General features: G+C 64.7%; 23 protein-coding genes and 1 tRNA gene. 13 read left to right on the top strand and 11 right to left on the bottom strand.

Going from position 1 to position 25,716, the window contains the following annotated elements:
- The first annotated feature begins 1,029 nt into the window (after window positions 1-1,029).
- From NTV05_15355 to NTV05_15345, 3 genes are all read left to right on the top strand, one after another.
- Window positions 1,030-1,173, top strand: coding sequence for a hypothetical protein (locus NTV05_15355; GenBank protein ID MCX6545776.1), 144 nt, complete (start codon window positions 1,030-1,032; stop codon window positions 1,171-1,173).
- 122 nt (window positions 1,174-1,295) lie between these two features.
- A complete protein-coding gene (locus NTV05_15350) occupies window positions 1,296-1,562 on the top strand; it encodes a helix-turn-helix domain-containing protein (GenBank protein ID MCX6545775.1) in 267 nt (88 codons plus the stop codon).
- Between the two features lie 6 nt (window positions 1,563-1,568).
- Window positions 1,569-2,684 (top strand): tyrosine-type recombinase/integrase, encoded by a 1,116-nt coding sequence (locus tag NTV05_15345; protein ID MCX6545774.1) that lies wholly within the window; start codon window positions 1,569-1,571, stop codon window positions 2,682-2,684.
- Between the two features lie 11 nt (window positions 2,685-2,695).
- On the opposite strand, the gene NTV05_15340 is transcribed toward NTV05_15345, so the two are convergent.
- The 7 genes from NTV05_15340 to glgB form a co-directional block, all read right to left on the bottom strand.
- Window positions 2,696-2,785, bottom strand: a tRNA-Ser gene (locus NTV05_15340).
- A 137-nt stretch (window positions 2,786-2,922) separates the two neighbouring features.
- The gene (locus tag NTV05_15335) at window positions 2,923-3,369 is read right to left on the bottom strand and encodes a hypothetical protein (GenBank protein ID MCX6545773.1); all 447 of its coding nucleotides are present in this window, start codon (window positions 3,367-3,369) and stop codon (window positions 2,923-2,925) included.
- Between the two features lie 464 nt (window positions 3,370-3,833).
- Window positions 3,834-4,979: a response regulator gene (locus NTV05_15330; protein MCX6545772.1), complete on the bottom strand. Its 1,146-nt coding sequence runs from the start codon at window positions 4,977-4,979 to the stop codon at window positions 3,834-3,836.
- 54 nt (window positions 4,980-5,033) lie between these two features.
- Window positions 5,034-5,657, bottom strand: a complete 624-nt coding sequence (locus NTV05_15325; GenBank protein MCX6545771.1) for a type II secretion system protein GspG — start codon at window positions 5,655-5,657, stop codon at window positions 5,034-5,036.
- A 382-nt stretch (window positions 5,658-6,039) separates the two neighbouring features.
- Window positions 6,040-6,825, bottom strand: coding sequence for a response regulator (locus NTV05_15320; protein MCX6545770.1), 786 nt, complete (start codon window positions 6,823-6,825; stop codon window positions 6,040-6,042).
- Window positions 6,822-7,850 (bottom strand): response regulator, encoded by a 1,029-nt coding sequence (locus tag NTV05_15315; GenBank protein MCX6545769.1) that lies wholly within the window; start codon window positions 7,848-7,850, stop codon window positions 6,822-6,824. Before NTV05_15315 ends, NTV05_15320 begins: the two co-directional genes overlap by 4 nt.
- Window positions 7,851-8,155: 305 nt before the next feature.
- Window positions 8,156-10,057, bottom strand: coding sequence for a 1,4-alpha-glucan branching protein GlgB (glgB, locus tag NTV05_15310; GenBank protein ID MCX6545768.1), 1,902 nt, complete (start codon window positions 10,055-10,057; stop codon window positions 8,156-8,158).
- 147 nt (window positions 10,058-10,204) lie between these two features.
- On the opposite strand from glgB, the gene NTV05_15305 reads away from it, so the two are divergent.
- The 4 genes from NTV05_15305 to NTV05_15290 all read left to right on the top strand — a co-directional run bounded on the left by NTV05_15305 (window position 10,205) and on the right by NTV05_15290 (window position 13,946).
- Window positions 10,205-10,723 carry a peptidylprolyl isomerase gene (locus NTV05_15305; GenBank protein MCX6545767.1) on the top strand — a complete coding sequence of 173 codons (519 nt, stop codon included), beginning with the start codon at window positions 10,205-10,207 and terminating at the stop codon, window positions 10,721-10,723.
- Between the two features lie 153 nt (window positions 10,724-10,876).
- Window positions 10,877-12,916, top strand: a complete 2,040-nt coding sequence (locus NTV05_15300; protein ID MCX6545766.1) for a M1 family metallopeptidase — start codon at window positions 10,877-10,879, stop codon at window positions 12,914-12,916.
- Between the two features lie 50 nt (window positions 12,917-12,966).
- Window positions 12,967-13,386: a hypothetical protein gene (locus NTV05_15295; GenBank protein MCX6545765.1), complete on the top strand. Its 420-nt coding sequence runs from the start codon at window positions 12,967-12,969 to the stop codon at window positions 13,384-13,386.
- Window positions 13,383-13,946 carry a hypothetical protein gene (locus NTV05_15290; protein ID MCX6545764.1) on the top strand — a complete coding sequence of 188 codons (564 nt, stop codon included), beginning with the start codon at window positions 13,383-13,385 and terminating at the stop codon, window positions 13,944-13,946. The genes NTV05_15295 and NTV05_15290 overlap by 4 nt, the downstream gene beginning before the upstream one ends.
- Here NTV05_15290 and NTV05_15285 read toward each other — a convergent pair.
- Together NTV05_15285 and NTV05_15280 are read right to left on the bottom strand one after the other, a co-directional pair.
- On the bottom strand, window positions 13,927-15,318 hold the full coding sequence (locus NTV05_15285; protein ID MCX6545763.1) for an ATP-binding protein: 1,392 nt from the start codon (window positions 15,316-15,318) through the stop codon (window positions 13,927-13,929). The two genes, NTV05_15290 and NTV05_15285, sit on opposite strands and share 20 nt — an antisense overlap.
- Complete coding sequence (locus NTV05_15280) at window positions 15,315-15,995, bottom strand: response regulator transcription factor (GenBank protein MCX6545762.1); 681 nt, start codon at window positions 15,993-15,995, stop codon at window positions 15,315-15,317. Before NTV05_15280 ends, NTV05_15285 begins: the two co-directional genes overlap by 4 nt.
- A 127-nt stretch (window positions 15,996-16,122) precedes the next feature.
- Between NTV05_15280 and NTV05_15275 the strand changes: the two genes are divergently transcribed.
- The 6 genes from NTV05_15275 to NTV05_15250 all read left to right on the top strand — a co-directional run bounded on the left by NTV05_15275 (window position 16,123) and on the right by NTV05_15250 (window position 24,195).
- Window positions 16,123-16,716: a hypothetical protein gene (locus NTV05_15275; GenBank protein ID MCX6545761.1), complete on the top strand. Its 594-nt coding sequence runs from the start codon at window positions 16,123-16,125 to the stop codon at window positions 16,714-16,716.
- Window positions 16,713-17,768 carry a YncE family protein gene (locus NTV05_15270; GenBank protein ID MCX6545760.1) on the top strand — a complete coding sequence of 352 codons (1,056 nt, stop codon included), beginning with the start codon at window positions 16,713-16,715 and terminating at the stop codon, window positions 17,766-17,768. The genes NTV05_15275 and NTV05_15270 overlap by 4 nt, the downstream gene beginning before the upstream one ends.
- A 97-nt stretch (window positions 17,769-17,865) precedes the next feature.
- Entirely contained in the window at window positions 17,866-19,281 is a 1,416-nt protein-coding gene (locus NTV05_15265; protein ID MCX6545759.1) for a TolC family protein, read from the top strand.
- Window positions 19,282-19,297: 16 nt separating this feature from the next.
- Window positions 19,298-20,401, top strand: coding sequence for an efflux RND transporter periplasmic adaptor subunit (locus tag NTV05_15260; protein ID MCX6545758.1), 1,104 nt, complete (start codon window positions 19,298-19,300; stop codon window positions 20,399-20,401).
- Entirely contained in the window at window positions 20,398-23,478 is a 3,081-nt protein-coding gene (locus NTV05_15255) for an efflux RND transporter permease subunit (protein ID MCX6545757.1), read from the top strand. The genes NTV05_15260 and NTV05_15255 overlap by 4 nt, the downstream gene beginning before the upstream one ends.
- A gap of 39 nt (window positions 23,479-23,517) precedes the next feature.
- Window positions 23,518-24,195: a hypothetical protein gene (locus NTV05_15250; GenBank protein ID MCX6545756.1), complete on the top strand. Its 678-nt coding sequence runs from the start codon at window positions 23,518-23,520 to the stop codon at window positions 24,193-24,195.
- Window positions 24,196-24,240: 45 nt separating this feature from the next.
- On the opposite strand, the gene NTV05_15245 is transcribed toward NTV05_15250, so the two are convergent.
- Together NTV05_15245 and thiM are read right to left on the bottom strand one after the other, a co-directional pair.
- Window positions 24,241-24,879 (bottom strand): LysE family translocator, encoded by a 639-nt coding sequence (locus tag NTV05_15245; GenBank protein MCX6545755.1) that lies wholly within the window; start codon window positions 24,877-24,879, stop codon window positions 24,241-24,243.
- Window positions 24,876-25,679 (bottom strand): hydroxyethylthiazole kinase, encoded by an 804-nt coding sequence (gene thiM, locus NTV05_15240; GenBank protein MCX6545754.1) that lies wholly within the window; start codon window positions 25,677-25,679, stop codon window positions 24,876-24,878. The genes NTV05_15245 and thiM overlap by 4 nt, the downstream gene beginning before the upstream one ends.
- Window positions 25,680-25,716 lie beyond the last annotated feature (37 nt).

Genomic DNA, 25,716 nt, shown 5'->3' with positions numbered 1-25,716 from the left:
TTGGGCGGCCTGGTCCGCCCGAGCCGGGCCACGGGCCGGCTCATCTTCGGGGGTCGCTCCCTCCCTCGCCCCACCCGTCAGGCGTCAGATTCTGCTTGCCCAATCCACGAACTGCTCCGCTGCGGCGTCCCGGATTCGTGCAAGCAAGTTAGACATCCTCATGCCGCTCATCGCACGGCAACCCAAGCATGCTCGCGAAGCCGTCAACATCCGGCTGGACGCACCCATCTTTTGCTTACAGAAGGGCAAGACGGAATTCATGTCCCAGGCTGCGATGGAGAACTGGATGGGTACGGCACGGTAACGCTGATCCGTCGCGGCGATTCCGAGCAGAGGGCCATCGTCGTTGCTACCGATCGCAGCCCGTGGCGGGGAGCGGGGTCGGTTCCACTCGAAGACGATCGCTGGTCGCGGCGGCGCGGTGCTGAGGGCCACATGATCACGAGCGTCAACGGCCTGTGGAAGCTGCCAGAACTGTGGAAGCCGACAGGAACAGTGGTACTCGGCTCCCACAAGTTCTTTGCAAGGCGCGCGACCCCGAAACGTCTTGCACGAGCTTCCACAGGCCATCATCAACGACTTGTCGACCTGGGTGATTCGGAAGACCCCACCCACCGGCGGAATCGGGTGCGACGATGTCAGAATCGGAACGCACACAGCCACACTCCGGCGTCCGCGATCCTCAGCCGGGGCGCCGCTCACTTTCTGCCCGTGCCTCTCTCATCCGAACCGACCGGAATCTTGGCGGAAACTTGCGGTGCGTCGCTGCCCACGACGGCGGCGGTCGGTCAGAAGCAACGCCCCTGCTCGGGTATGCCGGTCCTGCTGTTTGCGGAACGGCGTTCGGCCGCCTGGACTTCGCTGTGCCACGTCCGTCGCTCGGGCTCGGCGGCGGCTTCACATGAGCCGAGCATCTGCCGGAAGGATCCCAACATGGCCACTCGAGTCGTTCGGTTGGCAAGTCCAGAAGGCGAACGTCGGCGCACGGTGCCGCGAGATGAGCATGCACCGCGCGACGAGGGCGAGCGGATGAAAGCGATCTCAAGAGAAGTGCGTGTGATGTCCTGGCTCAGGGTCGCTCAAGCTGCCGAATACGGCGGCGTCATTCGCGACCTGATGCTGCAGGCGTACGCGTGCTACGAACAGCAGGTGGCCGAGGAGCGCGCGCCGTAGTCGCGCGTCGGCAGATATCCGGACGCCGCCATGGGGCGGCGTCCGGCCTCGTCGAACGCTGCCCGAGTCGCTACAAGCAAGAGGATCGGTCCCATGAAAACGCCATGGCCGGAGGTCACATTATGAGTCTCGTTCCGACCGCCACTGGAGCCACAGCACGCGGGGAGCGTGTGTCCGGCCGCCCGCCCGCACCGATTGGCGGGCTACCCGTCCTTCTCACCGTCGACGAGGCCGCAACGCTTCTCCGCACAACGCGACGTGCCATCTACGCGATGACCGAACGGCGGCAGTTGCCGGGGGTTCTTCACATCCGCCGGCGAGTGCTGCTGCGTGCCGACGACCTGCTAAACTGGCTGGACCAGAAGCGCGCGTCATCGCCAGGGGAGTAATTGGCGATGAGCGTGAAGATCCGACCGTATCGAAGTGGCGGCTGGGAACTGGACATCACCGTCCGGCTGCCGAACGGGTCGCGACGACGAGAGCGGGCCAAGGCCCCGGTCTCGTCAAGGTCGGCGGCCGTCCGATGGGGCGAAGACCGCGAGCGGCATCTGCTGCAACACGGCGTGCCCCAATCGCGGAAGGAGGTGCCCACACTTGATGAATTCGCGCCACGTTTCTTGGACGGATACGCACGCGCGAATCGACAGAAGGCCAGTGGAGTCGCGGCGAAAGAGATGATCGTCAGGGTCCATCTCTCGCCGTCACTCGGTGCGAAGTCGCTGAACACGATTCTCAACGAGGACGTGCAGCGATTGAAACATCGCTTGCTGAAGAAGGCCCCGAAAACGGTCAACAACATTCTGACGGTGCTGAACGTGATGCTGAAGAAGTCGGTGGAGTGGGACGTCATCGAGAGGATGGCGTGCTCCGTCAAATTGCTTCCGGTGTCGAAGGGGTCGACTCGATTCTATGACTTCGATGAATTCGAGCGACTCGTCGCAGCCGCGAAGGTAACGGACCCTCGCGCCTATCTGCTGGTGTTGTTGTCGGGCGAGGCGGGATTGCGACTGGGTGAGATGGTCGCGCTCGAGTGGACCGACATCGACTTCGCCAAGCGGCAGGTGTGCGTGCAGCGGTCAGCCTGGAAGGGGCAAGTCGCGTCACCGAAAGGCGGCCGGCTTCGGTACGTTCCGCTGACCAACCGTCTCGCGACGGCACTGAAGGATAATCGGCACCTTCGCGGATCGTTGGTGCTGTATCAGGACGATGGGACTCCACTGACCGAAGGTCTGGTTCAAGGGTTCGTCCGTCGGGCAGCGCGGAAAGCGGGCCTCGTCAACAATGGTCCGCACATGCTGCGCCACTCGTTCTGTTCGCACCTGGCGATGCTCGGAGCACCCGCCCGGGCGATCCAGGAACTGGCCGGGCACCAGGACTTGATCACGACGCAGCGGTACATGCACCTGAGTCCCGCGGCGCTCGGAACGGCCGTTCAGTTGCTCGATTTCCGCCGAGAACGTGGAGACATGTTGGAGACGGCGAAAGGCGAAGCCGTTAAGTTGCTTCGGTAGAACAGGTTAGTTGGCGGAGAGAGAGGGATTCGAACCCTCGGTAGAGTTTCCCCTACACACGCTTTCCAAGCGTGCTCCTTCAGCCACTCGGACATCTCTCCGTTCGACTCGCTCTGCTCGCTCACGGCAGGCCGCGAGAGGCTGTGAGGCTTTTGATCTTAGCACGAGCGTTCGGCCCCGCCGCGGGCTGCGCGGAGCACGCCCGAGGTTGCGTGTCAGCACCAGCGAGGGCAGTCGCTTACCGGATTGGCGCGGGTTCGCCGATCTTCACGATCTTCAGCCCCCGCCCCTTCTCGCCGGCCTTGAGGCACAGCCTGCCGCCCTCAAGCGCCACGCCATCGGCGCTCACCGCCAGCGACGAGACGCGCGCCTCGGCAATCGATCGGCGGAGCGAGGCATCGAAGATCTGACGGTACCGCGCGAGCAGGTCAGAATCGTTTCTGATCTTGACGGTCTGGCCGTCGGCCCACGCGTCGAGCGGATACTTTATGAGTGAGGCCACCTTCAAGTGGTTCTCCATGGCCAGTGCGTCCTGCAACGTGGCAAGAAACGCCTGGACCCTGGCGGCATCGGTTCCGGCGGCTTCAAACTGGGTGTTCGACGTTGTCTGCGCCGAGGTCGAGGGAACGAATCCGCACAGCAGAATCAGGGCGCCAAGTATAAGGACGGTTGAACGGGAACGCATGATGACCTCGCTATCCGGGGACTGAAGCCCATCGGGAGAGACGTGCTTCCAAAAGGCATTCTATCATACTTACCGAACGTTCGTATGGTTTTGCTTTCGGCGAAATTCCACGAGAATGTCCTCGTTGCCGAATTTCCGGGACTTTGCAGGGGATGTCGTTGTCCGTCGAAATGACCAGCCGAAGAGACTCTTCGGACGCCAGTCGCCCTTAGCAGCCCGTGGTGCAAGTCAGTCTGCATTCGACCGACGCTGCATCCCGCCTCGCCGCGTTGCTCAACGCTCAAATATTCCCGATATTCTCGCGTCTCGCGCCTTGCGATCCGGGCGCATCGTCGGTCTCGGTGCGACGACCGACTTCCACCACGGGCTGTTAGGTCGCCACAGCCCAGAAGCGAAGACGAAGATGAGAGCGCTCGGCGACCCGAAACGACGCGTCGCTGGAAGGTGTCACTCGAGGATCCGCGTCATCCAAGCGAACCCAGATCTTCCCGATGATCAGGATCGTCGTCTGCGTCGAGATTTCCCTCCCGCAGCAGGGACGCCGCGTCGTGCGGGTTGTCCACGGACTCTCCGCTGACCACCTTGGGAGCGCCTCGGTGCCAGTGGAGGCTGGCGACCTTCAGGAGTGCATCGACGACGATCGGATCGAACTGCGTGCCTCGGCAACGCTGAATCTCAAACAGCGCCTCCGGCAATGCGCGGGCGTCTCGGTGGAGCCTCTGGTGCGTCATCGCGTCAAACGCATCCGCGGCGGCAATGATGCGAGCCCCAAGGGGAATCTCTTCGCCCTTGAGCCCCCATGGATAGCCTGTCCCGTCGAAGCGTTCATACGCCGATCGGACGAGATCTGCGGCAGGCTCCAGAAACGGGCAGGTCTTGATGATTTCGTGGACCAGTTTCGGCTGCAGCCGGATCACCGCGTGCTCCTCCTCGGTCAGCGAGGCCGGCTTGCTCAAGATCGTCTTGGGCAGCGACAATCTCCCGACATCGTGCAGCAGCGCAGCCCGCTCGATATCAGCCAGTTCCGGGCTTCTGAGTCCTAGGGCCAGGGAGAGATTGACCGAGATCATCGACACGCGCTGGCTGTGCTCGAGCGTGACGCGGTCCAGGCCGAGCGACTCCAGCATCTGGTTGAGCGCCCCATTCGACGTCACCGGGATCCGGTTCAGGTAGTCCGCCAGCGGTGCCAGCCGCTCTCTCAGCTCGACTTCCAGCGTGGCAGCCCGCTGCCGGGCCCTGATGGCGTTCCGATGCCACTTCATCCCCAGCCGCATCGAATCGCGCAGTTGCTCTCGCGTGAATGGCTTGGCCAGATAATCAACCGCCCCCGCGTGAAGGCTCGTGAGCGCCGCATCGACTTCCTGCGTGCCGGTCACCATGATGACGGCCGTGTCCGGATAGAGCGCTCGCAGACGTTCGGCAAGCCAGAGCCCATCGTGGCCGGGCATCGCGATGTCGCAGAAGGCCACAGCGGCGGGACGCTTCGCCATCACCTCGAGCGCTTCCTCGGCGCTGGCCGCCTCTGCCGGTTCGTAACCCAGAGTCTCGAGCCACCGCCTCATCACGTCGCGAATCAGATGTTCATCATCAACGAGCAGCACTGGCCACATCACCGGATCTCCTGAGGTCCACCGCGTACCCCGCCGTGTGCCTGCTCAGCATACTCACTTCTGGCGCGCCGGCGCCACTACTGCAATCAGGTCATCGCCTCCCGCAAAAATGGCCGCTCCCTGGAACGCTGTCTCAATCTGGCCGTTGGGCCCCGCCGACACGACCACTGTGCGGCTCGCCCCGCTCGAGAGCGCGCTGATGTTGATCGCGTACCGGTGTCCCCACGGATCGGGCCGGATGCCGGCATCGAGGTACGGGCCCCGCCATCCCCGGCTCGATCCGGTTCCAGCCCGAGCGAGCACGCTGTATCCGGCAGCATTGGTCACGAGCTGATCGTCGAATGCCCCGATTCCCGACGCGCCAAGTGGCGCGACCCATGCGGCATCGCCTCCGACACCGACCGATGGGGCCGCACCCGGGCCAGCCAGTACGTCGAACGTCGCCCAGCCGCGCGCCACGTTCGACTGATCCCGCATGTCTCCGTCGAAACGCGACACCGCCGCCGCGATCGCGCGCGTATCGCGAATCGCGCGCTGGTATCTGGTCTCGGAGATGTAGTCCTGGACCGAGGGGGCCACCGCGCCTGCCACAACGGTCGTCACAGTGAGGATTACGGCCATCTCCGCGATCGTGAAGCCTCTTACCGATGCCAGCAGATGCCTTGCCTTCAGCCTCATGGTCGCGTTCCTCTCGTTGGCCTCGTCCCGACAACCGCATCCGGGGCTCCATCGCCTCATCGCCCGAATGCCGGCCCGACGTGCTTTCAATCAGAGAGAACCGGAGAGCGTCGCGCGCATCTGTGTGTGCCGTCATCGCCGCCGGCCTGGTTCTCTATGGCCGAGAGAAGCAAGCACAGGGCCAGGTGGATCAGGTTTGTTAACCCTATTATTGTCAATGAGTTCCAGAAAATGGATGAATTCGGACGGGGTTGGGTGCGAGCGTGCCCGCACCAGTACTGTGCACCCCCCGCACACAATGCGTGCGGCCGGAGCGGTCCGATCGACCGGCGCGGACCCGGGAGGAAGGAATCAAGAATGGCGGCGCGTGGTGCGCCGGCGGCTACAGCAATGCGGAGTCGGTGTGCTGCTGCGCCTTGTGCGGGATGTGCAGGTGGTACTCCTCGAGATAGCGATACAGCTTCCGCCGGCTGATGCCGAGCAGCTCCGCGGCTGCTTTTTTGTTGCCCCGTGAGCGCTCGAGCACGCGGACGATGTGGTCGCGCTCGACTCTCTTGAGACCGAGTTCGTCCCGGTCTTGCCCCTGAGGCTCTCGCGCGATGACCGGAACAGTTTCGGTGGCCGGCGCAGGCGTGGTGGCCGCGCCAACCCTTCCCCATTCCGGCGTCAAGAGACCCTCGGCGAGCAGGCTGGCAGGTTCGGCCCGATTGCGCAGCTCCCGCAGGTGGCCTTCCCAGTGAGCATTGAACAACGTCCGTTCCGCGTCGGTGCTGATGGCCAGCAGGCTCCTGCGGCGGGTGGCCTCCTCACGCACGATGACGAGCAGCCGGCCGAGCCGGTCGAAATCAAGCGGCTTGCTGAGGTAGTCGAGGGCGCCGAGCTGCAGCGCCTCCACGGCTTGCTTGATGGTCGCTTCGCTGCTGGTGAGCACGATCTCGCATGCGGGAACCCGCTCGCGAACCGCCCGCAGGACGTGCAGACCCGGGACACCCGGCATCTGAAGATCGACCAGCACGAGGGCCGGCTGGCGCTGAAGTTGATCGAGCAACTGCGCGCCGCCCACCGACGACACGACGTCATATCCCGCACGAGCCCCGAATCGACCGACCATCTGCCGCACCAGCGGGTCGTCATCGACCAGAACCAATACGGGATTCTGCGGTGTCATCGAGCGGATCCTTTCAAGAAACGGCGGTTCATATCCTCGGCATCGGTTGCGGCACCGAGCTTCCCGTCCTGCTGAAGCCCGGTCAACAGGTCGATCAGTTCCATTCGATGGAGACCGTTGGCCGCTTCTCGTCTCAGCAGGTCGAACGCATCGGGCGAAGCCATAGCCTCCTTGTACGGACGCGAGGTCGTCATCGCGTCGTACACGTCCACGACGCCGGCAATCTGGGCCAGCAGGGGAACTTGATCACCGACCAGACCGTCGGGATAGCCGCTCCCGTTCTGCCGTTCGTGATGATGCCTGACAATGGGACGCACGGGCCGCAGCAGTCTGAAGTCGGCGCAAATCTGATCACCGACGATCGCGTGCCGCTTGACGATCTCGAACTCCTCGGGCGACAGGGCCCCGGGTTTCAGCAGGATCCTGTCGGGCGTGGCGATCTTGCCGATGTCGTGGAGATACCCGCCCCGGTACAGCGCCGCGAGTTCGTCTTCGGGCAGGCCCATCGCCTCGGCCATCCTGACGGCGTACCTCGCCAGCCGTTCGCAATGTCCTTCGGTGTATGGATCGCGTGCCTCGATGGTTCGCGCCATCCCCAGGATCACGGCCTCGGCCGAATCGAGTTCGTCGGTGAACCGCTTCAACCGGAGCAGAGCCCGGACTCTGGCCCGCAGTTCCATGCCGTCGACCGGCTTGGTCAGGAAGTCGTCCGCGCCCGCATCCATCCCCCGTATGCGATCGTCCCGGCCGTCGAGCGTGGTCACCAGGACGACCGGCGTGAGGCGAGTGGCCGGGTCAGACTTGATCCGTCTGCAAACCTCGAACCCGTTGATTCCCGGCATCATCACGTCGAGCAGGACCAGGTCCGGAATCGACCGGCGCACCGCCTCCAGGCCACTCTCCCCGTCGTGTGCCACCTCGACGGTGTGGCCGTCTCGGAGCAGGAGGCGCTTCAGTACCTCCGCACTGACGTCAGTGTCGTCGATGACGATGATGCTTGCCGCCTGCTGGATAGCCTCTGACATCGGAAACCCGCCTTCGCGACGACCCGCCGGACTCGCGCTGTATTCCCGGACAGTGCAAGAAGGCGTCCAGATATCCACACGTGGCCGGCCACCGCCATGTCGGTGCCGCAAACACGTGGCGATTCGCGTGTTCGCGCGAGAATGCCAGCCTATTCACCGGTTCAGATCGCGGCCTGTTGCCGTGCACGACCGCACATCGAGTGTGCATGGGCTGCACACTCGGCTCGCACAGGGTCTGGCCGCGGACGTCCCCGAGTACGGTAGACGGTACACGAAGGACGGAAACAAATGGCAAGAAATAGTTCCTAGTGTCTGCCTGGCTCGGGCTTGAGCACGACGCAGGCGAGCGGCGGGATCGTGAGACTGAGCGAGTGGGGATACCCGTGGGCGGGGATCGGCTCGGTCGTCGCCAGTCCGGCGTTGCCGACATTGGATCCGCCATAGGCGGTCGAATCGGTGTTCAGCAGTTCCCGGTACGTGCCGGCGGCTGGCACGCCCACGCGGTATGCACGACGCGGAACGGGCGTGAAATTCAGGACGAAGGCGGTAAAGTCCTCCGGGGCCCTCGCGCGCCTCAAGAACGACACCACCGAGTTGTCGTGGTCGTTGCAATCGATCCAGCTGAAGCCCTCGGGCGTGACGTCCATCTCGTGCAGCGACGCCTCCTCGCGATAGACGCGGTTCAGATCGGCCACGAGCCGCTGCAGGCCCTGGTGCAGCGGCTGCCTCACGAGATCCCAGTCGAGGCTGACGTCGTGATCCCACTCGCGGGTCTGCCCGAACTCGCCGCCCATAAACAGCAGCTTCTTGCCCGGGTGGCCGAACATGAAGCCGTAGAGGGCCCGCAGGTTGGCGAAGCGCTGCCACTCGTCCCCGGGCATCTTGGCCAGCATCGAGCGCTTGCCGTGCACGACTTCGTCATGGGAGAACGGCAGCACAAAGTTCTCCGTGAAGGCGTACAGCATCGAGAACGTGATGTCGTTGTGCGCCCATTTACGGTGCACCGGGTCCTGCGACATGTAGCCCAGCATGTCGTGCATCCAGCCCATGTTCCACTTGAAGGTGAACCCCAGGCCGCCGGCATACACAGGCCGGCTCACGGCCGGCCACGCGGTGGATTCCTCGGCGATGGTCACGGCCCCCGGATGCCGCTCGTGCACGATCGTGTTCAGTTGCCGCAGAAAATCGATGGCCTCAAGGTTCTCGCGCCCGCCGAATTTGTTGGGCAGCCACTGCCCTTCCTGTCTGGAGTAGTCGAGGTAGAGCATCGAGGCCACCGCGTCGACGCGCAGGCCGTCGACGTGATACTCGTCAAGCCAGAAGAGCGCGTTGGCCAGCAGGAAATTGCGCACTTCGTGGCGACCGTAGTTGAACGCCAGCGTGCCCCACTCCAGGTGCTCGCCAATTCGGGGATCGGCGTGCTCGTAGAGCGCCGTGCCGTCAAACCGGATCAGGCCGTACCCGTCCTTTGGGAAGTGCCCCGGCACCCAGTCGAGGATGACGCCAATTCCGGCCGCGTGACACCGATCGACCAGATACTTGAAGTCCTCTGGCAATCCAAACCGGCTCGAGGGCGCGAAGAACCCGGTGACCTGATATCCCCACGAGCCGGTGAACGGATGCTCCATGACGGGCATCAGCTCCACGTGCGTGAAGCCCATTTCCGTCACGTACGCCACCAGTTGGTCGGCGATGTCGCGGTAGGACAGCAACTGGTTGTCCAATGTCCGGCGCCAGGATCCCAGGTGCACCTCGTAGGCGGATACCGGGCGGCTGAGCAGATGGCCATTTCGAGCGCGGCTTTCCATCCACGCATCGTCATGCCACTGGAAACCCGATAACTCCCACGCGATCGTCGCCGATCGGGGCGGCACTTCGAACCGGGTGGCGTACGGATCGGCCTTCAGCGTGACGGCCCCATCGGACCCGCGCACCTCGAATTTGTACTTCTCACCCATCGACAGCCCTGGCACAAACAGGGCCCAGATCCCCGAGTTGCCCACCGGCTGCATCGCGTGCGCGGCGCTGTGCCATCGGTTGAAATCGCCGACAACCCTCACGCCACGGGCATTCGGCGCCCACACCGCAAAGTGCAGCCCCTGCACGCCGTCGAAGGTCGCCGTGTGCGCGCCGAGCTTCTCGTGAATGCGGTGGTGCGTGCCCTCGTTGAACAGGTGGAGATCGAGGTCAGAGAGCAGCGTCTTCATCAGCGTGTGGCCTGACACGGGTGGCCTCGGGTCATACTGTATCGACATTCCCCATACACGCCACATGCTATACGATTGTTGGAGAAACCATGGACATCGGGACGGGACCACGGCCGGACAGGTCGTCACCGTCAACGGGAGGCTACGTTGAAAACAGGTGTCTCGGCAAAGTTCGTCACCACCGAAGGCCCGTTCACGATTCGGCTGTTCGATGAAGATGCGCCGCTGACGGTCGCGAACTTCATTGGATTGGCGGAAGGGTCCAAGGAGTGGACCGATCCGCGAACAGGCAGGAAATCGAATCAGCCCTACTACGACGGCATCGTCTTCCATCGCGTCATCAGCGGCTTCATGATCCAGGGCGGCGACCCGCTGGGCCGGGGAACCGGCGGCCCGGGCTACACCTTCAAGGACGAGTTCAGCCCGAAGCGCAGGCACAGCAAGCCCGGCATCCTGTCGATGGCCAACTCTGGCCCCAACACGAACGGCGGGCAATTCTTCATTACGCTGGCGCCGACACCGTGGCTCGACGGAAAGCACTCGGTCTTCGGAGAGGTTGTCGACGGCATGGACGTCGTCGAGAAGATCGGCAACGCCAGGACGAAGCCAGGCGACCGGCCGGCCACCGACATTGTCATCACCAGCGTCACCATCGACCGGTCATAGGGGTCGGGACGAATTACAAACAAGGTCTCTCGAACATTACGATTCTGTACTTCGTGAGAGACGATGACAATTGTGTCGCTCAGAACGCCCACTGTCGATAATTCGTCCCGACCCCGGCTTCGGGTGCTTCTCGGTCTTCTGGTTGCGGCAAGCATGGGTGCGTCCGCGGTCGCGGGTCCGTTGCCCGACAAGTCCGATCATGTCGTCCAGTACGCCATCAAGGTCAAGCTGGACGCCTCGTCGAAGCAGCTCGCCGGCACCGAGCGCCTGACGTGGACGAACCCTTCGTCAGACGCCGTCGGCGAGTTGTGGTTCCATCTCTATCTGAACGCCTTCAAGAACACCCGAACCACGTTCGTCAAAGAGTCGGGCGGGCAACTCCGTGGCGATGCGATGGCGCGCGACTCCTGGGGCTGGATCGATGTCACGTCGATTCGGACGGCGTCGGGCACTGATCTGACGACGCGGCTGGCGTTCGCGCAGCCAGACGATGGGAATCGCGACGACCAGACCGTGGCGAGACTGGCGTTGCCGGAACCAGTGCCGCCGGGCGGGTCGATCACGCTGGATATCGGGTTCACCGCCCAGCTTCCGCGTGTGTTCGCGCGCACGGGATTCAAGGGCGACTTTTATCTGGTCGGTCAGTGGTTCCCGAAGCTTGGCGTCTACGAGCCGGCCGGCATGCGCGGCCGAGCGACGGGCGGATGGAACTGCCATCAGTTCCACGCCAATTCCGAGTTCTACGCGGACTACGGCACCTATCGCGTCGAGATCACCGCGCCTTCGACGTTTGTCGTCGGTGCGACAGGCGAGAGAACGCACGAGCACACAAACGGCGACGGCACCACCACCTCCACGTACGAGCAGGCTGATGTTCACGATTTCGCCTGGACCGCCGACCCGAGGTTTGTCGCGGTGGCGGCGACGTTTTCGGCGACCAGGGATGTGACACCGTCGGAGTATCAGCGCGCCGCTCAACTCCTGGGCCGGACCCTCGACGAGGTGCGGCTCTCGGACGTCGCCATCACCGTGTTGATGCAGCCTGAGCACCTGGCACAGTCGGCGCGGCACGTGCAGGCCGCCAAGGACGGCCTGAAGTGGTTCGGCCTGTGGTACGGGCGGTATCCCTATCGAACGTTGACGGTGGTGGATCCCGCGTACGGCGCGGGCGGCGCCGGCGGGATGGAGTATCCGACGTTCATTACGGCGGGCACGTCGATCCTGTTCAACCGATGGCCCTTCGATCGGATTCGCGCCCCTGAAGAAGTGACGGTCCACGAGTTTGGCCATCAGTTCTGGTACGCGATGGTTGGCAACAACGAGTTCGAGGAAGCCTGGCTGGACGAAGGCATCAATTCGTACTCGACCGGCAAGGTGATGGAAGCGGTCTACGGCCCGGTGTCAACGGTGGTCGAGTTTCTTGGACTGCGAATCGGCGAGGTCGACACGCTGCGGATGGGCAACAGCCCCAACGCGAAGTTCAACCGGATCATCGCCAACTCCTGGGACTACACGCCGGCGGACTCCTACGGTTTCTATTCGTACCAGAAGCCGGAGATTGCCCTCCGCACGCTCGAGAACCTCGTCGGCGAGCAGACCATGGCGCGCGTCATGCGCACGTTCCACGAACGGTGGAGATTCAAGCATCCGCAGAGCCAGGATTTCTTCGACGTGGTCAACGAGGTCACCGGCCGCGACTTCGCGTGGTACTTCGACCAGGTGATGCGGGGCACCGATGTCGTCGACTACGAGATCGGGTCGGCCGCGTCGGTGCGAGTCGCCGAGGAGAGGGGCGTTGTCGATGACGCGAAAGGCCGCCGGGTGGTAACCGATGAGGAAGCGGCCAGGCGCGACCAGCGGGCCGAGGATCAGAACGCCGGGCCGTACGAAACGACTGTGGTGGCGCGGCGCCGCGGAGAGGCGTACTTCCCGGTCGAGGTCGCGTTCAAGTTCGCGGGGAAGCCGGTTGAACGTCTCACGTGGGACGGGCGGGACCGGACCAGGACGTTCACGTTCGTGCGAGGAGAGAAACTCGAATGGGTCGATATCGACCCGGAGCGCAAAGTCCTGCTCGACGTGAATTGGCTCAACAACGGCCGGCGTCTCGACGGCGACAGCCGTCCGGCGGCAGGCTGGACTGCGCGCTGGATGTTTCTGGTTCAGGTGCTGATCTCGACGCTGGGATTGCTGTAGGCGCAGGTGGGGACGGGTTGGCGTGAACTGCCACGCGCGGAGATCGCGACATGCTGACCGATGTTCTGTTGGGCCTGAGAGCGACCGTCCGAGACTACCGGCTGGTGCTCTTGATCTGGGCCGGGTACGCGGGGCTCGCCGCCGTGGCGGTCGCCCCGGCGCTGACCTGGTGGCGCCGGGCGTTCGACCACGCCACGGAAGCCTCGACTCTGCTCAGGGGATTCAACTTCGCGGTCCTCGGAGACCTCACGAAGTACGACTATGTGGGCGCCTTCGGACTGTTGAACAGCACCATCGCAGGCGTGGCGCTTCTGGCGATCGCGGCCAGCAGTTTCATGATGGGCGGGATGCTCAACGTGATCTCCGGTACGGGCACGTCTCGGGGCTTGATGCATCGGTTCTTTGGCGGGGGGGCTGCTTCTTCTGGCGGTTCTTCCGGCTGCTGCTCGTCGGTGGTGCGTGTGCGGTGATCGTCGTCGCCGGTCTGATGTCCGCGCTGGCGGCTGTCGAACGGCCGCTTCTCGAGAACGCGTCAGAGGCCGGCTCCTATCTGTGGCTTCTCTTCAACCTGCCCGTAGTGGCGATCACGTGCGGCCTGTTCCTGCTTGCGCTCGACTACGCCCGCATCCATGTGGTCATCGGTGATTCACGCGGTATGGTCAGGACGTACTTCCGCGCACTGCTGTTCGTCCTGAGGCACCCCGTCACCACGTACGGGATGGCCATCCTGGTTCTCATTCCCGCCGCCATGCTGATGCTCGGGTATGTCGCGTACGAAACGATGTCGCCCGTCGCGGCCTCTTGGGGAACTATTGCCCTGCTCTTCGGCATTCAGCAGGCAATCGTGGTGACGCGCGTCGGGCTACGGGTGTCGCTGGTTCATGCCGAGTTCCGCTACGCGGTGCGCCTTGCGTCTCGCCCCGGCGTCGAGGTCGCTCCAATTGCCGTACTAATGGCGCCTGACGCGAACGAACGCGGGGATGCGGGGGCCGGGCCGAATCGTCCCGACCCTACGCCAGCGGCAGAGTGACCTTCACGCGGCAGCCGTGGCCGGGGTCGCTTTCGACCGCGATGCCGGCGCCGTGCTGCTCGGCTATCCACTTCGCGATCGACAGCCCGAGGCCGCCGCCACCCGAATCACGCGAGCGCGCCTTGTCGGCGCGATAAAACCGATCGAACACGCGGGGCAGATCGTCGGCGCTGATGCCGATACCCGTGTCGGCCACCTCGATGATCGCGCCATCGGAGGTGGCCCTCAGCGACACGGTGACCCGGCCCGGCGCGGGCGTGTACTTGACGGCGTTATCCACCAGGATGCGCACGAGGCGGCCGAGCGCCGCCGCGTCGCCGCTGGCGGGAACGGGCTGCTCTGGCAGTTCGACGTTCAGATCGAGGCTGGCATGCGCGCAGAGCGTCGACAGCGAGCCATGCAGGTCGTCGAGCAGCACTCGCAGATCGAGAGGCGTCCGCTGGAGGATGTCCACGCCGGCGTCCGCCCGGGTTAACGTCAGCAGATCCTGCACCAGCACGGAGGTGCGCTCTGATTCGTGCAGGATGCCCGAGAGCGCCTCGCGATATTCCGCGACGGATCGCTCGCGCCGAAGCGCGATCTCGGCCGATGTGCGGATCACGGAGATCGGGCTCCTCAACTCGTGCGACGCGTCTGCGGTGAACCGCGTGGTCTCGCGAAAGGCGGCCTCCAGCCGGTCCAGCATCGCATTGAGCGTTTCGGTGAGCCGCTGCAGTTCGTCTCCGGTGGCTGGCACGTCGAGCCGGCGTCCGAGGTCTTGAGGAGTGATGGAACGGGCCGTGCTGGCAATCCTGTCCACCGGCGCAAGAGCGCGACGGCTGATCCAGTAGCCTCCCAGCGCGGCAGCCAGGATGCCACACGGCACGAGGATCAGGACGGCCCACTTGAACTGATCGAGCGCCTCCTGCAGCTCCCCGAGCGGTAAGGCGACATCAACGGTGTACGTCTGGTGCCGTGCCACCAATCGCGCGGTGATCATCCGAAGCGGGCGCCCTTTCATCTGCACGTCGTGAAAGACCCGTCCGCCTGCCGCCAATTCCGGCCCGGCAGGCGGCAGGGCCGCGTCATCGAAGGCGGGCGACTTGTAGAGTACGGCTATGCCTAGGCCGGTGATGCGAACCAGATTCCAACCCGGATCGAGCGTCACGTACTCGCGCAGATCGTCTTCCATCTCCTGCATCGACGCCGGTCCGGTCTGCTGATCGAGGAATCGCCCAATGGCGGTAACCCTCGCAACCAGCCCCTTGTCGATGGCTTCGGCAAAGCTCTCCTGAAGGGTCCACCACGTCGAGGCCGCCAGGACGACGAGCACGAGGCCGAGCACCGTCGCGACCCACACCGTCAACCGCGCGCGAATCGACCAGCGCGTCATGCGAGCGGCTCCTCGCGCACGCAGTACCCGACGCCGCGAACGGTGTGAATCAGCCGGGGTCGGTCGCCGCCGTCGACCTTCTGGCGCAGCAGTCGCACGAACGCGTCGAGCGTGTTGGCTTCGATCTCCCGGTCGTAGCCCCACACGCCATCGATCAGGGCGTCTCTCGCCACGACGTGGCCGGCGCGCCGCATGAGGAACTCGAGCAGGCTGTACTCCGTGCGCGTCAGCGTCAGGGGTTCGCCCTCGCGGACGACGTCACGCGTGGAAGGATCGAGCGTGAGATCGCCCACGCGGAGGCTGACGCCCTGGACGATCGGGCCGCGCCTGGCAACGGCTCGGACGCGGGCCAGCAGTTCGTCGAACGAGAATGGCTTCGTCAGATAGTCGTCGGCGCCCGCATCAAGCCCTTTCACGACGTCCGAGGTGGCGTCGCGCGCCGTCAACATCAGGATCGGCGTGCGGTTACGGGCGCTGCGCAGCCGTCGCGCGACCTCGTAGCCATCAATCCCCGGCAACATCACGTCCAGAACGATGACGTCGAACGATCCGCTCTCGGCCAGAGCCAGTCCCTCGGGACCCGTCCTGCCGAGGGCCACCGTATGGCCCTCTTCGGTGAGCCCCTTCTGGAGCAGCCCCGCCATGTGCCGGTCGTCTTCGATCGTCAGTATTCGCATGCGCCGCCGTATCTATTCTGCACTGCCGTCCCTGAAAGCCGGCTGAAGAATCCAATTCAGCGGATCTTCAGACTTCTCTGGTCTACTGTCAGGAGCACGACCCATTTCTCAACCCTGGAGGTCAACCGTGAAGATTGTCCGTGTGTCAGCGCTCGCTGTTGCCTGCTCATTCACCATCGCCGCCCTCGCTACGGCGCAGACAGCCACCAAGCCCGTCCCGAACCCGGCGCCGGCCGCCAAAGCCGCGCCCGTCATGAAGGCCGCTCCCGCCGCCAAGGCTGCTCCGGCCGCGAAGGCCCAGGATCCGGCCGCGAAGCTGCCAAAGGTCATTCTCGACGCCTTCAAGAAGGCCTACCCGAAGGCCGTCATCAAGAACGCGGCCGAAGAGAAGGACAACGGAAAGATTACGTGGGAAGTCGAGAGCACCGATAACGGCCTCGCCCGCGATCTTGTATACAATCCTGACGGCACCGTCGTAGATATCGAAGAGGAAGTCGCCGCGGCCAGCCTTCCTCCGGCTGTGACCGCCGCCCTCAAGGCGAAGTTTCCGAAAGCGACGATCACCAAGGCTGAGAAGCTGATGAAGGGGAAGACGCTCACGTTCGAGATGGCGATCGCCGGGGCGGGCTCGGTGAAGGCGATTGAAATCACGCCGGAAGGCAAGATCGTACCGCCCGCCGCGAAGGCCGGCGAAAAGGATGAGAAAGAAGACTGCGCATGAAAATGTTTCGCGTTGCACTTGTTATCTGCCTGCTGGCGATCGGCCTCGTCGGGATACAGGCCCCGCTGTTGGCGGCCGACGGCCCCTACAAGCAGCTTGCTGAGATCAAGATCGGCGGCGAAGGCGGCTGGGATTACCTCTCGGTCGATTCTGCTGCGCGCCGGCTCTATGTCTCGCACGCGATCAAGGTCATCGTCATTGACATGGACAAGAACACGGTCGTCGGCGAGATCGCCCCGGCCAACGGCGTTCATGGCATCGCGCTGGCCCCGGACCTCGGCGTCGGCTTCGTCAGCAACGGCCGCGACAATACGGCCAGCATCGTCGATCTCAAGACGCTGCAGATCAAGTCGACCGTCAAGACCGGCCAGAATCCTGACTGCATTCTCTACGAGCCGGGCCACAAGGAGGTCTACACGTTCAACGGCCGCAGCAATGACGCGACCGTGTTCGACGCCGTGTCGGGCGAGGTGAAGGCCACTATCAAGCTGCCCGGCAAGCCCGAGTTCGCGCAGGTGGACGTAAAGGCCGGACGCATCTACAACAATATCGAGGATGCGAACGTCATTGTCGCCATCGACACGGCCACGCACGCCGTTGTGGCGACGTGGCCGATTAAGCCGGCCGAAGGCGCGTCGGGGCTGGCTCTTGACCTGTCCCACCACCGTCTCTACGCGGTGACCGACACGCTGATGGCCGTGGTGGACAGCACCAGCGGTAAGCTGCTGTCGACGTTCCCGATTGGCGCCGGTCCGGATGCGGCGGCGTACGATCCGTCCACGGGGCTGATCTTCGCGTCCAACAGCGACAGCACGATGACGATCGCGAAATCGGACGCGGCGGGAAAGCTCACGCTCGTGCAGACGCTCGCGACGCCGGCACGGTCACGAACGATGACGCTCGATCCGAAGACGCATCGCGTGTATATTGCGGCTGCCGAGTACGGAGCGCCAGGCCCTCCGGGTGCGAACGGCCAGCCGGGTCGGCCGGCGATCGTGGCCGGATCGTTCAGGGTCATCGTTTACGAGATGTCCGCAGCGCAGGCCAGGTAAGAGGGCGCGCCCCCGTTGATCGACCGAGCCGTGCCGAGCACAGCGACACCGGTCCAGCGGCGTTCTGGCTCGTGATAAAGCCGAGTGAGATCCGATCATGAGCAATGGCCGCGGGTTCCTGGCGTCTGGACTTGGACTTCTGATGGTGGTCGTGGCTGGTTGTGTACACTACCAGCCGAGGCCCATCTCGGCGCTTGTCAATCTGGATTCGATAGAGTCCCGGACGCTGGACAATCCTGATCTCGGGATCTTCCTCCGGACCAATCAACACATTTCCGCGTGGCCGCCGAAGCGATGGGATGTCCAGGCGCTCAGCCTGGTCGGCCTCTACTACAACCCCGATCTTGATGTGGCCCGGGCCGACTGGGCCGTCGCGCGTGCAGCCGGAATCACGGCCGGGGAGCGACCGAACCCGAACGCCAGCCTCGCCCCCGCTTTTAACTCCACGACGCCGGCCAGCCAGGTCCGTCCGTGGATTCTCTCGCTCGATCTGGATTTCACCATCGAGACGGCCGGCAAACGGGGGCATCGCATCGCGCAGGCCCGGCAGTTGTCGCGGGCTGCTCAACTCGCGATTGCGAGCGCGGCGTGGCAGGTGCGCAGCCGCGTGCGGCAGAGCCTGCTCGGCCTGTTCGAAGCCGGCGAGACAGCGGCGCTTCTCGAGACCCAGCAGAAGCTCCAATCGACCGTCGTCGAGCTGCTCGATCGGCAGCTCGCCGCCGGCGCCATCTCTCCGTTCGAGCTGACCCAGGCGCGGATCGCGCTCGATACCATCCGGCTCGCATCGCACGATGCAGCCAGGCAGCGCGCCGAAGCCAGGGGGCAGCTTGCTGACGCGCTGGGCATCAGCGTCCACGCACTCGATGGCGCCGAATTCGACTTCGGCCTGTTCCGGCCCCTGCCGAAGGATCTGCCGGCCCCGGATGTGCGGCGTCAGTCGCTGCTCAACCGGTCGGACATCCTGGGTGCGCTCGAGACCTACGGCGCCAGTCAGGCTGCGCTGCAGTTCGAGATCGCCAGACAGTACCCCGATATTCACCTGGGACCCGGCTACCAGTTGGACCAGACCGACAACAAGTGGACGCTTGGACTCTCGGGCGCGCTGCCGCTCTTCAATCGAAACCGGGGACCGATCGCCGAAGCCGAGGCGCGGCGCACGCAGGCCGCCGCGCGGTTCACCGCGGTGCAGGCGCATGCGATTGGCGAGATCGACGTCGCGCTGGCGACCTACCGGGCGGCGCTCGAGAAGGTCACAACTGCTGAGACCCTCGTCGCGCAGTCGCAGAAGCAGGAACGCCTGACGAAAGCCTCGTTCGACGCTGGCGATCTTTCCCGGCTTGATTTGAGTGTCATCCAACTTCAGCTCGCCGTCATTCAACTGGCGCGGCTCGACGCGCTTGTCAAGACCCATCAAGCGCTGGGGCGGCTGGAAGATGCGATCCAGCGACCGACCGACCTGACTGAATGGGTGTCGACCGTGATGCCAAGAGATCCGGGGCAGGTCAGGCAGTGAGGCAAGAGGAATCATCATGAGACGAGGCGCGGCGTTCACTCTGGTTATCGTGGCCGTGGTGGCTCTCGCGGGCATTGTGGCATGGCGGGCCATGCGTTCGGCCCCGGCGGAAGGCGATCCGGAATCGGGACCGACCGTCGTCGCCGTGCGGGTCGCCCCGCTCGTGAAGACGACGCTGCGAGGCTACGTGCCCGCGTGGGGGACGGTTGAGCCCCAGCAGGCGACCGGCACCGAGCCTCCGGCCAGCGCCCGCATTGCCACGCCCGTCGCCGGGATCGTGGCACAAGCGTCATGCGCCGAAGGGCAGCGTGTGGCAAAGGGGACGGTGCTGTTTCGCCTGGACAGCCGCGTCGCCGATGTTGCCGTCGAAAAGGCGAAGCAAGCGGTGCAATACGCCGAACGGGAATTTGCACGACAGCAGAAACTCGGCGCGGGCGAGGCCACCTCCCAACGGCTCTTCCAGGAAGCCGAACAGAATCTGACGATCGCCAGAAACGAGGTGGCCAACGCCGAAGCCCAGCGTGCGTTGCTTGTCATTTCGTCGCCGCTCGCCGGGACCGTCGTGCACGTGGCGGCGCGGCCGGGTGACGCCGTGGATCTGACAAGCGTACTGGCCGACGTGATCGATCTGGACCGTCTGGTCATCGGGGCCGCCGTTCGGAGCGTGGATGTGGCGAGGCTGAGGATCGGCCAGCCTGTCGAGGTATCACTCGGCGCGCAGGGGTCCGCCGCATTGGCCAGTCAGGTGATCAGCCAACGCAGCACGCTCGTCTTCATCGCGTCGCAGGTCGACAGCAAGACCGATACGGTACTGGTGCGTGCGTCGGTCCCGATGGGCGCGGGACTGCGTGCGGGCCAATTCGTGAATCTCCGAATCGTGTCCGAAGAGCACCGCGACTGCCTGGCTGTGCCCGTCGAGAGCGTCGTCACTGACGCCGACGGCAGCACGATCGCGATCGTCACCGGCGATACGGCCGTGAAGCGCGCGGTGAACACAGGACTGCGCGACGGAGCGCTCGTGGAGGTGGAAGGCGACGGGATCAAGGCTGGCATGACGGTGGTGGCTGCTGGCGCATACGGGCTGCCGAAGGAGACCAAGGTTCGGGTGATTCGCCCATGACCAGCACCTCACGACTGGGTCGGTTTTCCTCTCGCTACAGCGTCGCCATAGCGTTCGTGTGCCTCGCCCTGTGCCTGGGTGGCGGGTACGCCGCGTTTCACATTCCTTCGTCTGTCTTTCCGCAAACGAACTTCCCGCGCGTCGTCATCCTCGTAGACAACGGCGTGATGCCGGCCGACGAAATGATGGCCACCATCACCCGACCCATCGAAGAATCGATGAAGGACATCCCCGGATCCGTGACGGTCCGGTCTGCCACCGGCCGGGGATCTGCCGAGATCAGCGTCTTCTTCACGTGGTCGGTCGACATGACCCAGTCGGAACTCTACGTCTTGAGCCGACTGTCGCAGATTCGCAGCACCCTGCCGCCATCGGCGACCACCGCGGTGTTCCGCCTCACCTTTTCCGCCTTCCCGATCGTCGGCGTCAGCTTGACCAGTCCCACCCGAAGCACGACCGCGCTCTGGGAAACCGCTCGGTACAACCTCAAGCTCCGGTTTCTCCAGATCCCAGGCGTGGCGCGCGTTGATCTGGTCGGTGGCCGCACGCCGGAATTCCACGTGATCGTTGATCCCGTGCGCCTGCAGGCCGCCGGGATCGGCCTGACACAGATCACCGAGGCGCTGACGAAGAACAACCTCGTGGCGCCCACGGGGATGCACGAGGAGAACCACACGCTGTACCTGGCCGTGGTGGACGGCCGCCTGCACGGTGCTGGCGACATCGAAAACCTGGTCGTCGCGGTCGTCAGCGGAACTCCAATCCGCGTCAGGGACGTGGCGCGCGTCGAACGCGGGCCGGAACCTGTGTTCAACGTTGTCACCGCCGACGGCGTCAACGCGGTTCTGCTGAACATCCGCAGTCAGCCGGACGGCAGCACGCTGGACATCGCGAGCCGCCTGCGAGAGGAACTCCAGGCCCTCAAGCGCGAATTGCCCCCCGACATGAAACTGGCGTTCTTCTACGACCAGTCGGTGATCGTCAGCGAGTCGGTGCGCAGCGTGTGGGAAGCGATTGCGTTCGGCTTGATCCTCTCGATCGTCATCATCTACCTCTTTCTGAAGAACTGGGGCACCACCCTGGTGGCCACCCTGGTCATTCCGATCACCGTGCTGATCACGCTGGTGGCGATGAAGATGATGGGGCTCACCTTCAATCTGATGACGCTTGGAGGCATCGCGGCCGCGATTGGTCTGGTCATCGACGATGCGATCGTCGTGGTGGAGGCGATTCACGCAAAGCTGATGAGCGGGCTGAAGACGACCGATGCCGTGCAGGAGGCCATTCGCGAGATTGTCAGGCCCCTGGTCGGGTCGACCCTGACGCCCGTCGTCGTGTTCATCCCGCTGGCCTTTCTGGACGGCATCACGGGAGTGTTCTTCCGCGCGCTCGCCCTCACGATGGTCGTGTCGCTTCTCACGTCGCTGGTGCTGGCCGTCACGCTGACGCCATCGCTGGCGACCTGGCTGGTGCGGCGGCGGCCGCACGCCGTCGAGGGCCATGATGTCGAAGAGGGCGGATTCCTCTTTCGGCGCGTCATCCATGTCTACGAGAAGGCCGTTCGGCTGGCGCTCCGGCATCAATGGCTGACGGCCAGCGTCTGCGCGATCGTGCTCGCCGGCGGGGCTGGTCTGTACTCGCAACTCGAGAGCGAGTTTCTGCCGCCCATGGATGAGGGCGGCTTCGTGATCGACTACTTCACGCCGCCGGGCACGAGCCTGTCAGAGACCCATCGGCAGTTGGTGCAGGCTGAAGCCATCCTGGTGAAGACGCCGGAGGTGGAGAGTTACTCGCGCCGAACCGGCGCGCGGCTGGCGCTGTCGATTGCCGAGCCCAACACCGGCGATTTCCTCGTCAAGCTCAAACCAGATCGTACCCGCAAGACCGACGAGGTCATCTCGGAACTGCGGCAGAAGTTCAACACCGAGCTGCCAGGAGTGAACTGGGAGTTCCCCGGGATCCTGGGCGACCTGATCGGCGACCTGATGTGGGCCCCAAAGCCCATCGAGATCAAACTCTTCTCGACCGACACCGCGTTTCTCAAGCAGCATGCTCCGGAGATCGAAGCGCAGCTCAAGAAGATCCGTGGCGTCGTGGACTCCTTCGATGGCCTCGTCTACGCGGGATCGTCAATCAGCCTCAAGGTCAGACAGGCTGACGCCGCGCGCTTCGGCTTGACCGCCGACGATATCGCGACGTCGGTCAACATCGCCATGCTCGGTGAGACGGCCTCGACCGTCCTCGAAGGCGACCGCGTCGTCGGCGTCCGCGTCAAGATCGATCCGTCGCGCCTCGACCGGCTGGCCGTCCTCAAGGAGTTGCCCATTCGTGCGCCGGACGGGAGCGAGATCCGTCTCTCGCAGGTGGTCGACGTCGTCGAAGAGCCGGGCCAGCTGGAACTGCGGCGGGAGGATCTGCGCCAGAACGTCGCCGTCACGGCGCGGCTGGAAGGACGCGATCTTGGCAGCGCGATGGCGGAGATCCGCGAAACGCTCGGCCGGCAGACCTCGCTGCCGCCAGGAACCATCGAGTACGGCGGGCTGTATCAGCAACAGCAGGAGTCGTTCCGCAACCTGTTGATTGTCCTCGGCATGGCCATCGTGCTGGTCTTTACGGTGTTGCTCGTGGAATTCCGTTCGTTTCTCGAGCCGCTCGCCATCGTCATCGGAGCCGTGCTGGCGATGTTCGGGACCATCCTCGCGCTGTGGCTCACCGGCACATCACTAAACGTCGTCTCGTTTCTTGGCGCGATCATCGGCGTCGGCATCGTCGCCAAGAACGGCATCCTGATGCTCGACTTCGTGGAGCAGCTCGTGGCGAGCGGTCAACCACTGCAGGAGGCCCTTGTGCAGTCGGGCCGGCGCCGGTTGCGGCCCGTCCTGATGACGTCGATGGCGGCGGCGATGGGTATGCTGCCGCTCGCGTACGGCGTCGGTTCTGGCGCCGACATGCTGAAGCCGCTGGCGGTCGCCGTGATCGGCGCGCTCTGCATCTCCGTGCTTCTGTCACTTGTGGCCACGCCCACGGTCTACTACCTGATGCGCCGGCTCGGCGACGGCGAGACACCAGCGGCGTAACGGCGGGATTACACTCACGGAACCGGCAGAGGAGACATCATGAAGCGATTGGTGGCCGTGCTGGTGAGCGCCGCGTTTCTTGGCGCCAGCGCGATGGCATGGGGTCAGGAGCGGCCGGCCGCGCAGGCCGGCGGGAAGCCAAACCCGATCGTCGGCGCGTGGAAACTCAACAAGGACCTGACCGACAAGCCCGTGGCTGAGAACGCCCGGGCTGGGGAAAGTGGCCGGCGCCCGAGCGGAATGGGCGGCGGCATCGGCGGCCCGGGCGGAAGAGGCGGTGGCGGACGACGCGGAGGGATGGGCGGGGGCACGGGCGGGGGCGGCTACCAGGGCGGCCGGGGAGGCGACCCGGAACAGATGAAGCGGATGCGCACCCTGCTTGCTGACCTGATCAGGCCGGCCGACGGATGGACGATCGTCCAGGACGGCCCGCTGATGCTGTTCACGAACGTGGACGGCCGCACGCAGAAGTTCACGGCTGACGGCAAGGAAGAGGAACACCTCACCGGCGATGGCGTCATCAAGAGCAAGACGCGCTGGAACGGCGAGCAACTCATTATCGAGGCCAAGTACCAGGACGGACCCAAGGTGACGAGCACCTATACCGTGTCGTCGGATCTGCGGCAGTTGATGATCCACATCAAAGTCGAAGGCGGCGGATTGCCTCGCGAGTTGACGACCAATCACGTCTTCGATCGGCAGGCCGACCTGCGGTAGCGGGCACCGAGCGCCAGGACGAAGGCCCTGAAAAAAAGACTGAGGTCAGCGAAAGAGCAGCCGCACGCCGAGGAAGACCAGCACTGCGCCGGTCGTGGCCTCGAGCGTCCGCCTGACCGCAGGCCGCGCAAACCGATCGGCGACCGCGCTGGCGGCGATCGCGCAGCTCGATTGCCACGCGAGACTCATCGACACGTGTGTGGCGGCGAGCAGCAGGAAGCGCGCGAAGAGGGGATCGCTGGCGTCGATGAACTGCGGGAGCAGGGTCATATAGAACAGCACAACCGGCGGATTGAGCATGTTGGTCATGATGCCGCGCCCGATGTGGCTGCGCCCCGGCGCGCAGGGTGCCGCGTGCGGTTCACCGCCCGCCTGGCGATCAGGTCCGCGTCCTCTGACGCCGAACCAGAGCCCTCGCAGACCAAGGAAGCTGAGATACACGGCACCGCCGACCTTCACGGCGTCAAGCGCCCACGGCCACCGATGCAGCACGAGCGACATCCCAAGCGCCGACCCGAGCGCCAGCGTCGAGTTGCCGATGCCGACACCCAGTACCGTGAACAGAGCGGCCACACGGCCTTCGGCGATCGCCGTCTCGGTGACCACGGCCAGCGTGGCACCCGGGCTCAACACGAGGAGCGCCGAGATGCCCGCGAAGGCGAGGAAGCGCGAATCGGGCATCATCCGTCGCTGGCCCTCATGCGCGCGGTGATGTCGGATTGCTGGAGCGCGTAGAGCGCATCCAGGAACTGGACCCAGAAACTGCCAGGCCCGGCGGCCCGCTCAGCGGCGATTTCGCCCGCGACCCCCATCACGATCATCGCGTGCAGGGCCGCCTCGAAGGCGGACGGATTGACCGCCGCAAACGCGCCTGTCAGCGCCGTGGCGGCGCAGCCGAGTCCGGTCACGCGCGGCATCATCGGATGGCCGTTGTCGACGCGCGCGGTCGCATCGGCGGAGACGATGATGTCGGTCGCTCCGCTCATCGACACGGCGCAGCGGTACTGGCCGGCCACGCGGCGCGCGTGCTCGATCGACTCTCCGGTTGCATGCATGCTGTCGACGCCCCGGGTTGTCGCATCAGCCTGCACCAGCGCCCGAATCTCAGATGCGTTGCCTCGAATGATGGCCGGCGCCACGTCACGGCCCAGGCGCTGCGCCGTCTCCGTCCTGTAGCGCGTCGCACCCGCGCCGACCGGATCGACGACGATCGGAATCCCGATCCGCGACGCTTCCTTCCCCGCCCTCACCATCGCATCCACCCAGGCCGGGCTCAGCGTCCCGATGTTGATGACGAGCGCCCCCGCCAGGCGCACCATGTCTTCCACTTCGTCGATCGCGTGCGCCATCACGGGCGAAGCTCCGATGGCAAGCAACGCGTTGGCCGTCGTGTTCATGACGACGAAGTTCGTGATGTTGTGGACGAGCGGCGCCGTCTCGCGAATGCAGACCACATCGCTCCAAACCGCCGATGGTGTTGTCATCCAGCTCTCTCCCAGCATCCCAGCGGCGCCGGTGCCG

It is taken from the genome of Acidobacteriota bacterium (assembly GCA_026393755.1).
Taxonomy (GTDB): Bacteria; Acidobacteriota; Vicinamibacteria; order Vicinamibacterales; family JAKQTR01; genus JBAXOX01.
The sequence above is the reverse complement of the archived record's forward strand: the minus strand, read 5'-3'. Positions and strand labels throughout refer to the sequence as shown.

Bases quoted from the DNA above. Each gene is read 5' to 3' on its own strand.
- NTV05_15265 (MCX6545759.1), top strand. From the start codon at position 17,866: ATGAGCAATGGCCGCGGGTTCCTGGCGTCTGGACTTGGACTTCTGATG.
- NTV05_15325 (MCX6545771.1), bottom strand. From the start codon at position 5,657: ATGAGGCTGAAGGCAAGGCATCTGCTGGCATCGGTAAGAGGCTTCACG.
- NTV05_15260 (MCX6545758.1), top strand. From the start codon at position 19,298: ATGAGACGAGGCGCGGCGTTCACTCTGGTTATCGTGGCCGTGGTGGCT.
- NTV05_15295 (MCX6545765.1), top strand. From the start codon at position 12,967: ATGCTGACCGATGTTCTGTTGGGCCTGAGAGCGACCGTCCGAGACTAC.
- glgB (MCX6545768.1), bottom strand. From the start codon at position 10,057: ATGAAGACGCTGCTCTCTGACCTCGATCTCCACCTGTTCAACGAGGGC.
- NTV05_15355 (MCX6545776.1), top strand. From the start codon at position 1,030: ATGAAAGCGATCTCAAGAGAAGTGCGTGTGATGTCCTGGCTCAGGGTC.
- NTV05_15335 (MCX6545773.1), bottom strand. From the start codon at position 3,369: ATGCGTTCCCGTTCAACCGTCCTTATACTTGGCGCCCTGATTCTGCTG.
- NTV05_15280 (MCX6545762.1), bottom strand. From the start codon at position 15,995: ATGCGAATACTGACGATCGAAGACGACCGGCACATGGCGGGGCTGCTC.
- NTV05_15285 (MCX6545763.1), bottom strand. From the start codon at position 15,318: ATGACGCGCTGGTCGATTCGCGCGCGGTTGACGGTGTGGGTCGCGACG.
- NTV05_15255 (MCX6545757.1), top strand. From the start codon at position 20,398: ATGACCAGCACCTCACGACTGGGTCGGTTTTCCTCTCGCTACAGCGTC.
- NTV05_15250 (MCX6545756.1), top strand. From the start codon at position 23,518: ATGAAGCGATTGGTGGCCGTGCTGGTGAGCGCCGCGTTTCTTGGCGCC.
- NTV05_15270 (MCX6545760.1), top strand. From the start codon at position 16,713: ATGAAAATGTTTCGCGTTGCACTTGTTATCTGCCTGCTGGCGATCGGC.
- NTV05_15300 (MCX6545766.1), top strand. From the start codon at position 10,877: ATGGGTGCGTCCGCGGTCGCGGGTCCGTTGCCCGACAAGTCCGATCAT.
- NTV05_15330 (MCX6545772.1), bottom strand. From the start codon at position 4,979: ATGTGGCCAGTGCTGCTCGTTGATGATGAACATCTGATTCGCGACGTG.
- thiM (MCX6545754.1), bottom strand. From the start codon at position 25,679: ATGACAACACCATCGGCGGTTTGGAGCGATGTGGTCTGCATTCGCGAG.
- NTV05_15315 (MCX6545769.1), bottom strand. From the start codon at position 7,850: ATGTCAGAGGCTATCCAGCAGGCGGCAAGCATCATCGTCATCGACGAC.
- NTV05_15345 (MCX6545774.1), top strand. From the start codon at position 1,569: ATGAGCGTGAAGATCCGACCGTATCGAAGTGGCGGCTGGGAACTGGAC.
- NTV05_15320 (MCX6545770.1), bottom strand. From the start codon at position 6,825: ATGACACCGCAGAATCCCGTATTGGTTCTGGTCGATGACGACCCGCTG.
- NTV05_15350 (MCX6545775.1), top strand. From the start codon at position 1,296: ATGAGTCTCGTTCCGACCGCCACTGGAGCCACAGCACGCGGGGAGCGT.
- NTV05_15245 (MCX6545755.1), bottom strand. From the start codon at position 24,879: ATGATGCCCGATTCGCGCTTCCTCGCCTTCGCGGGCATCTCGGCGCTC.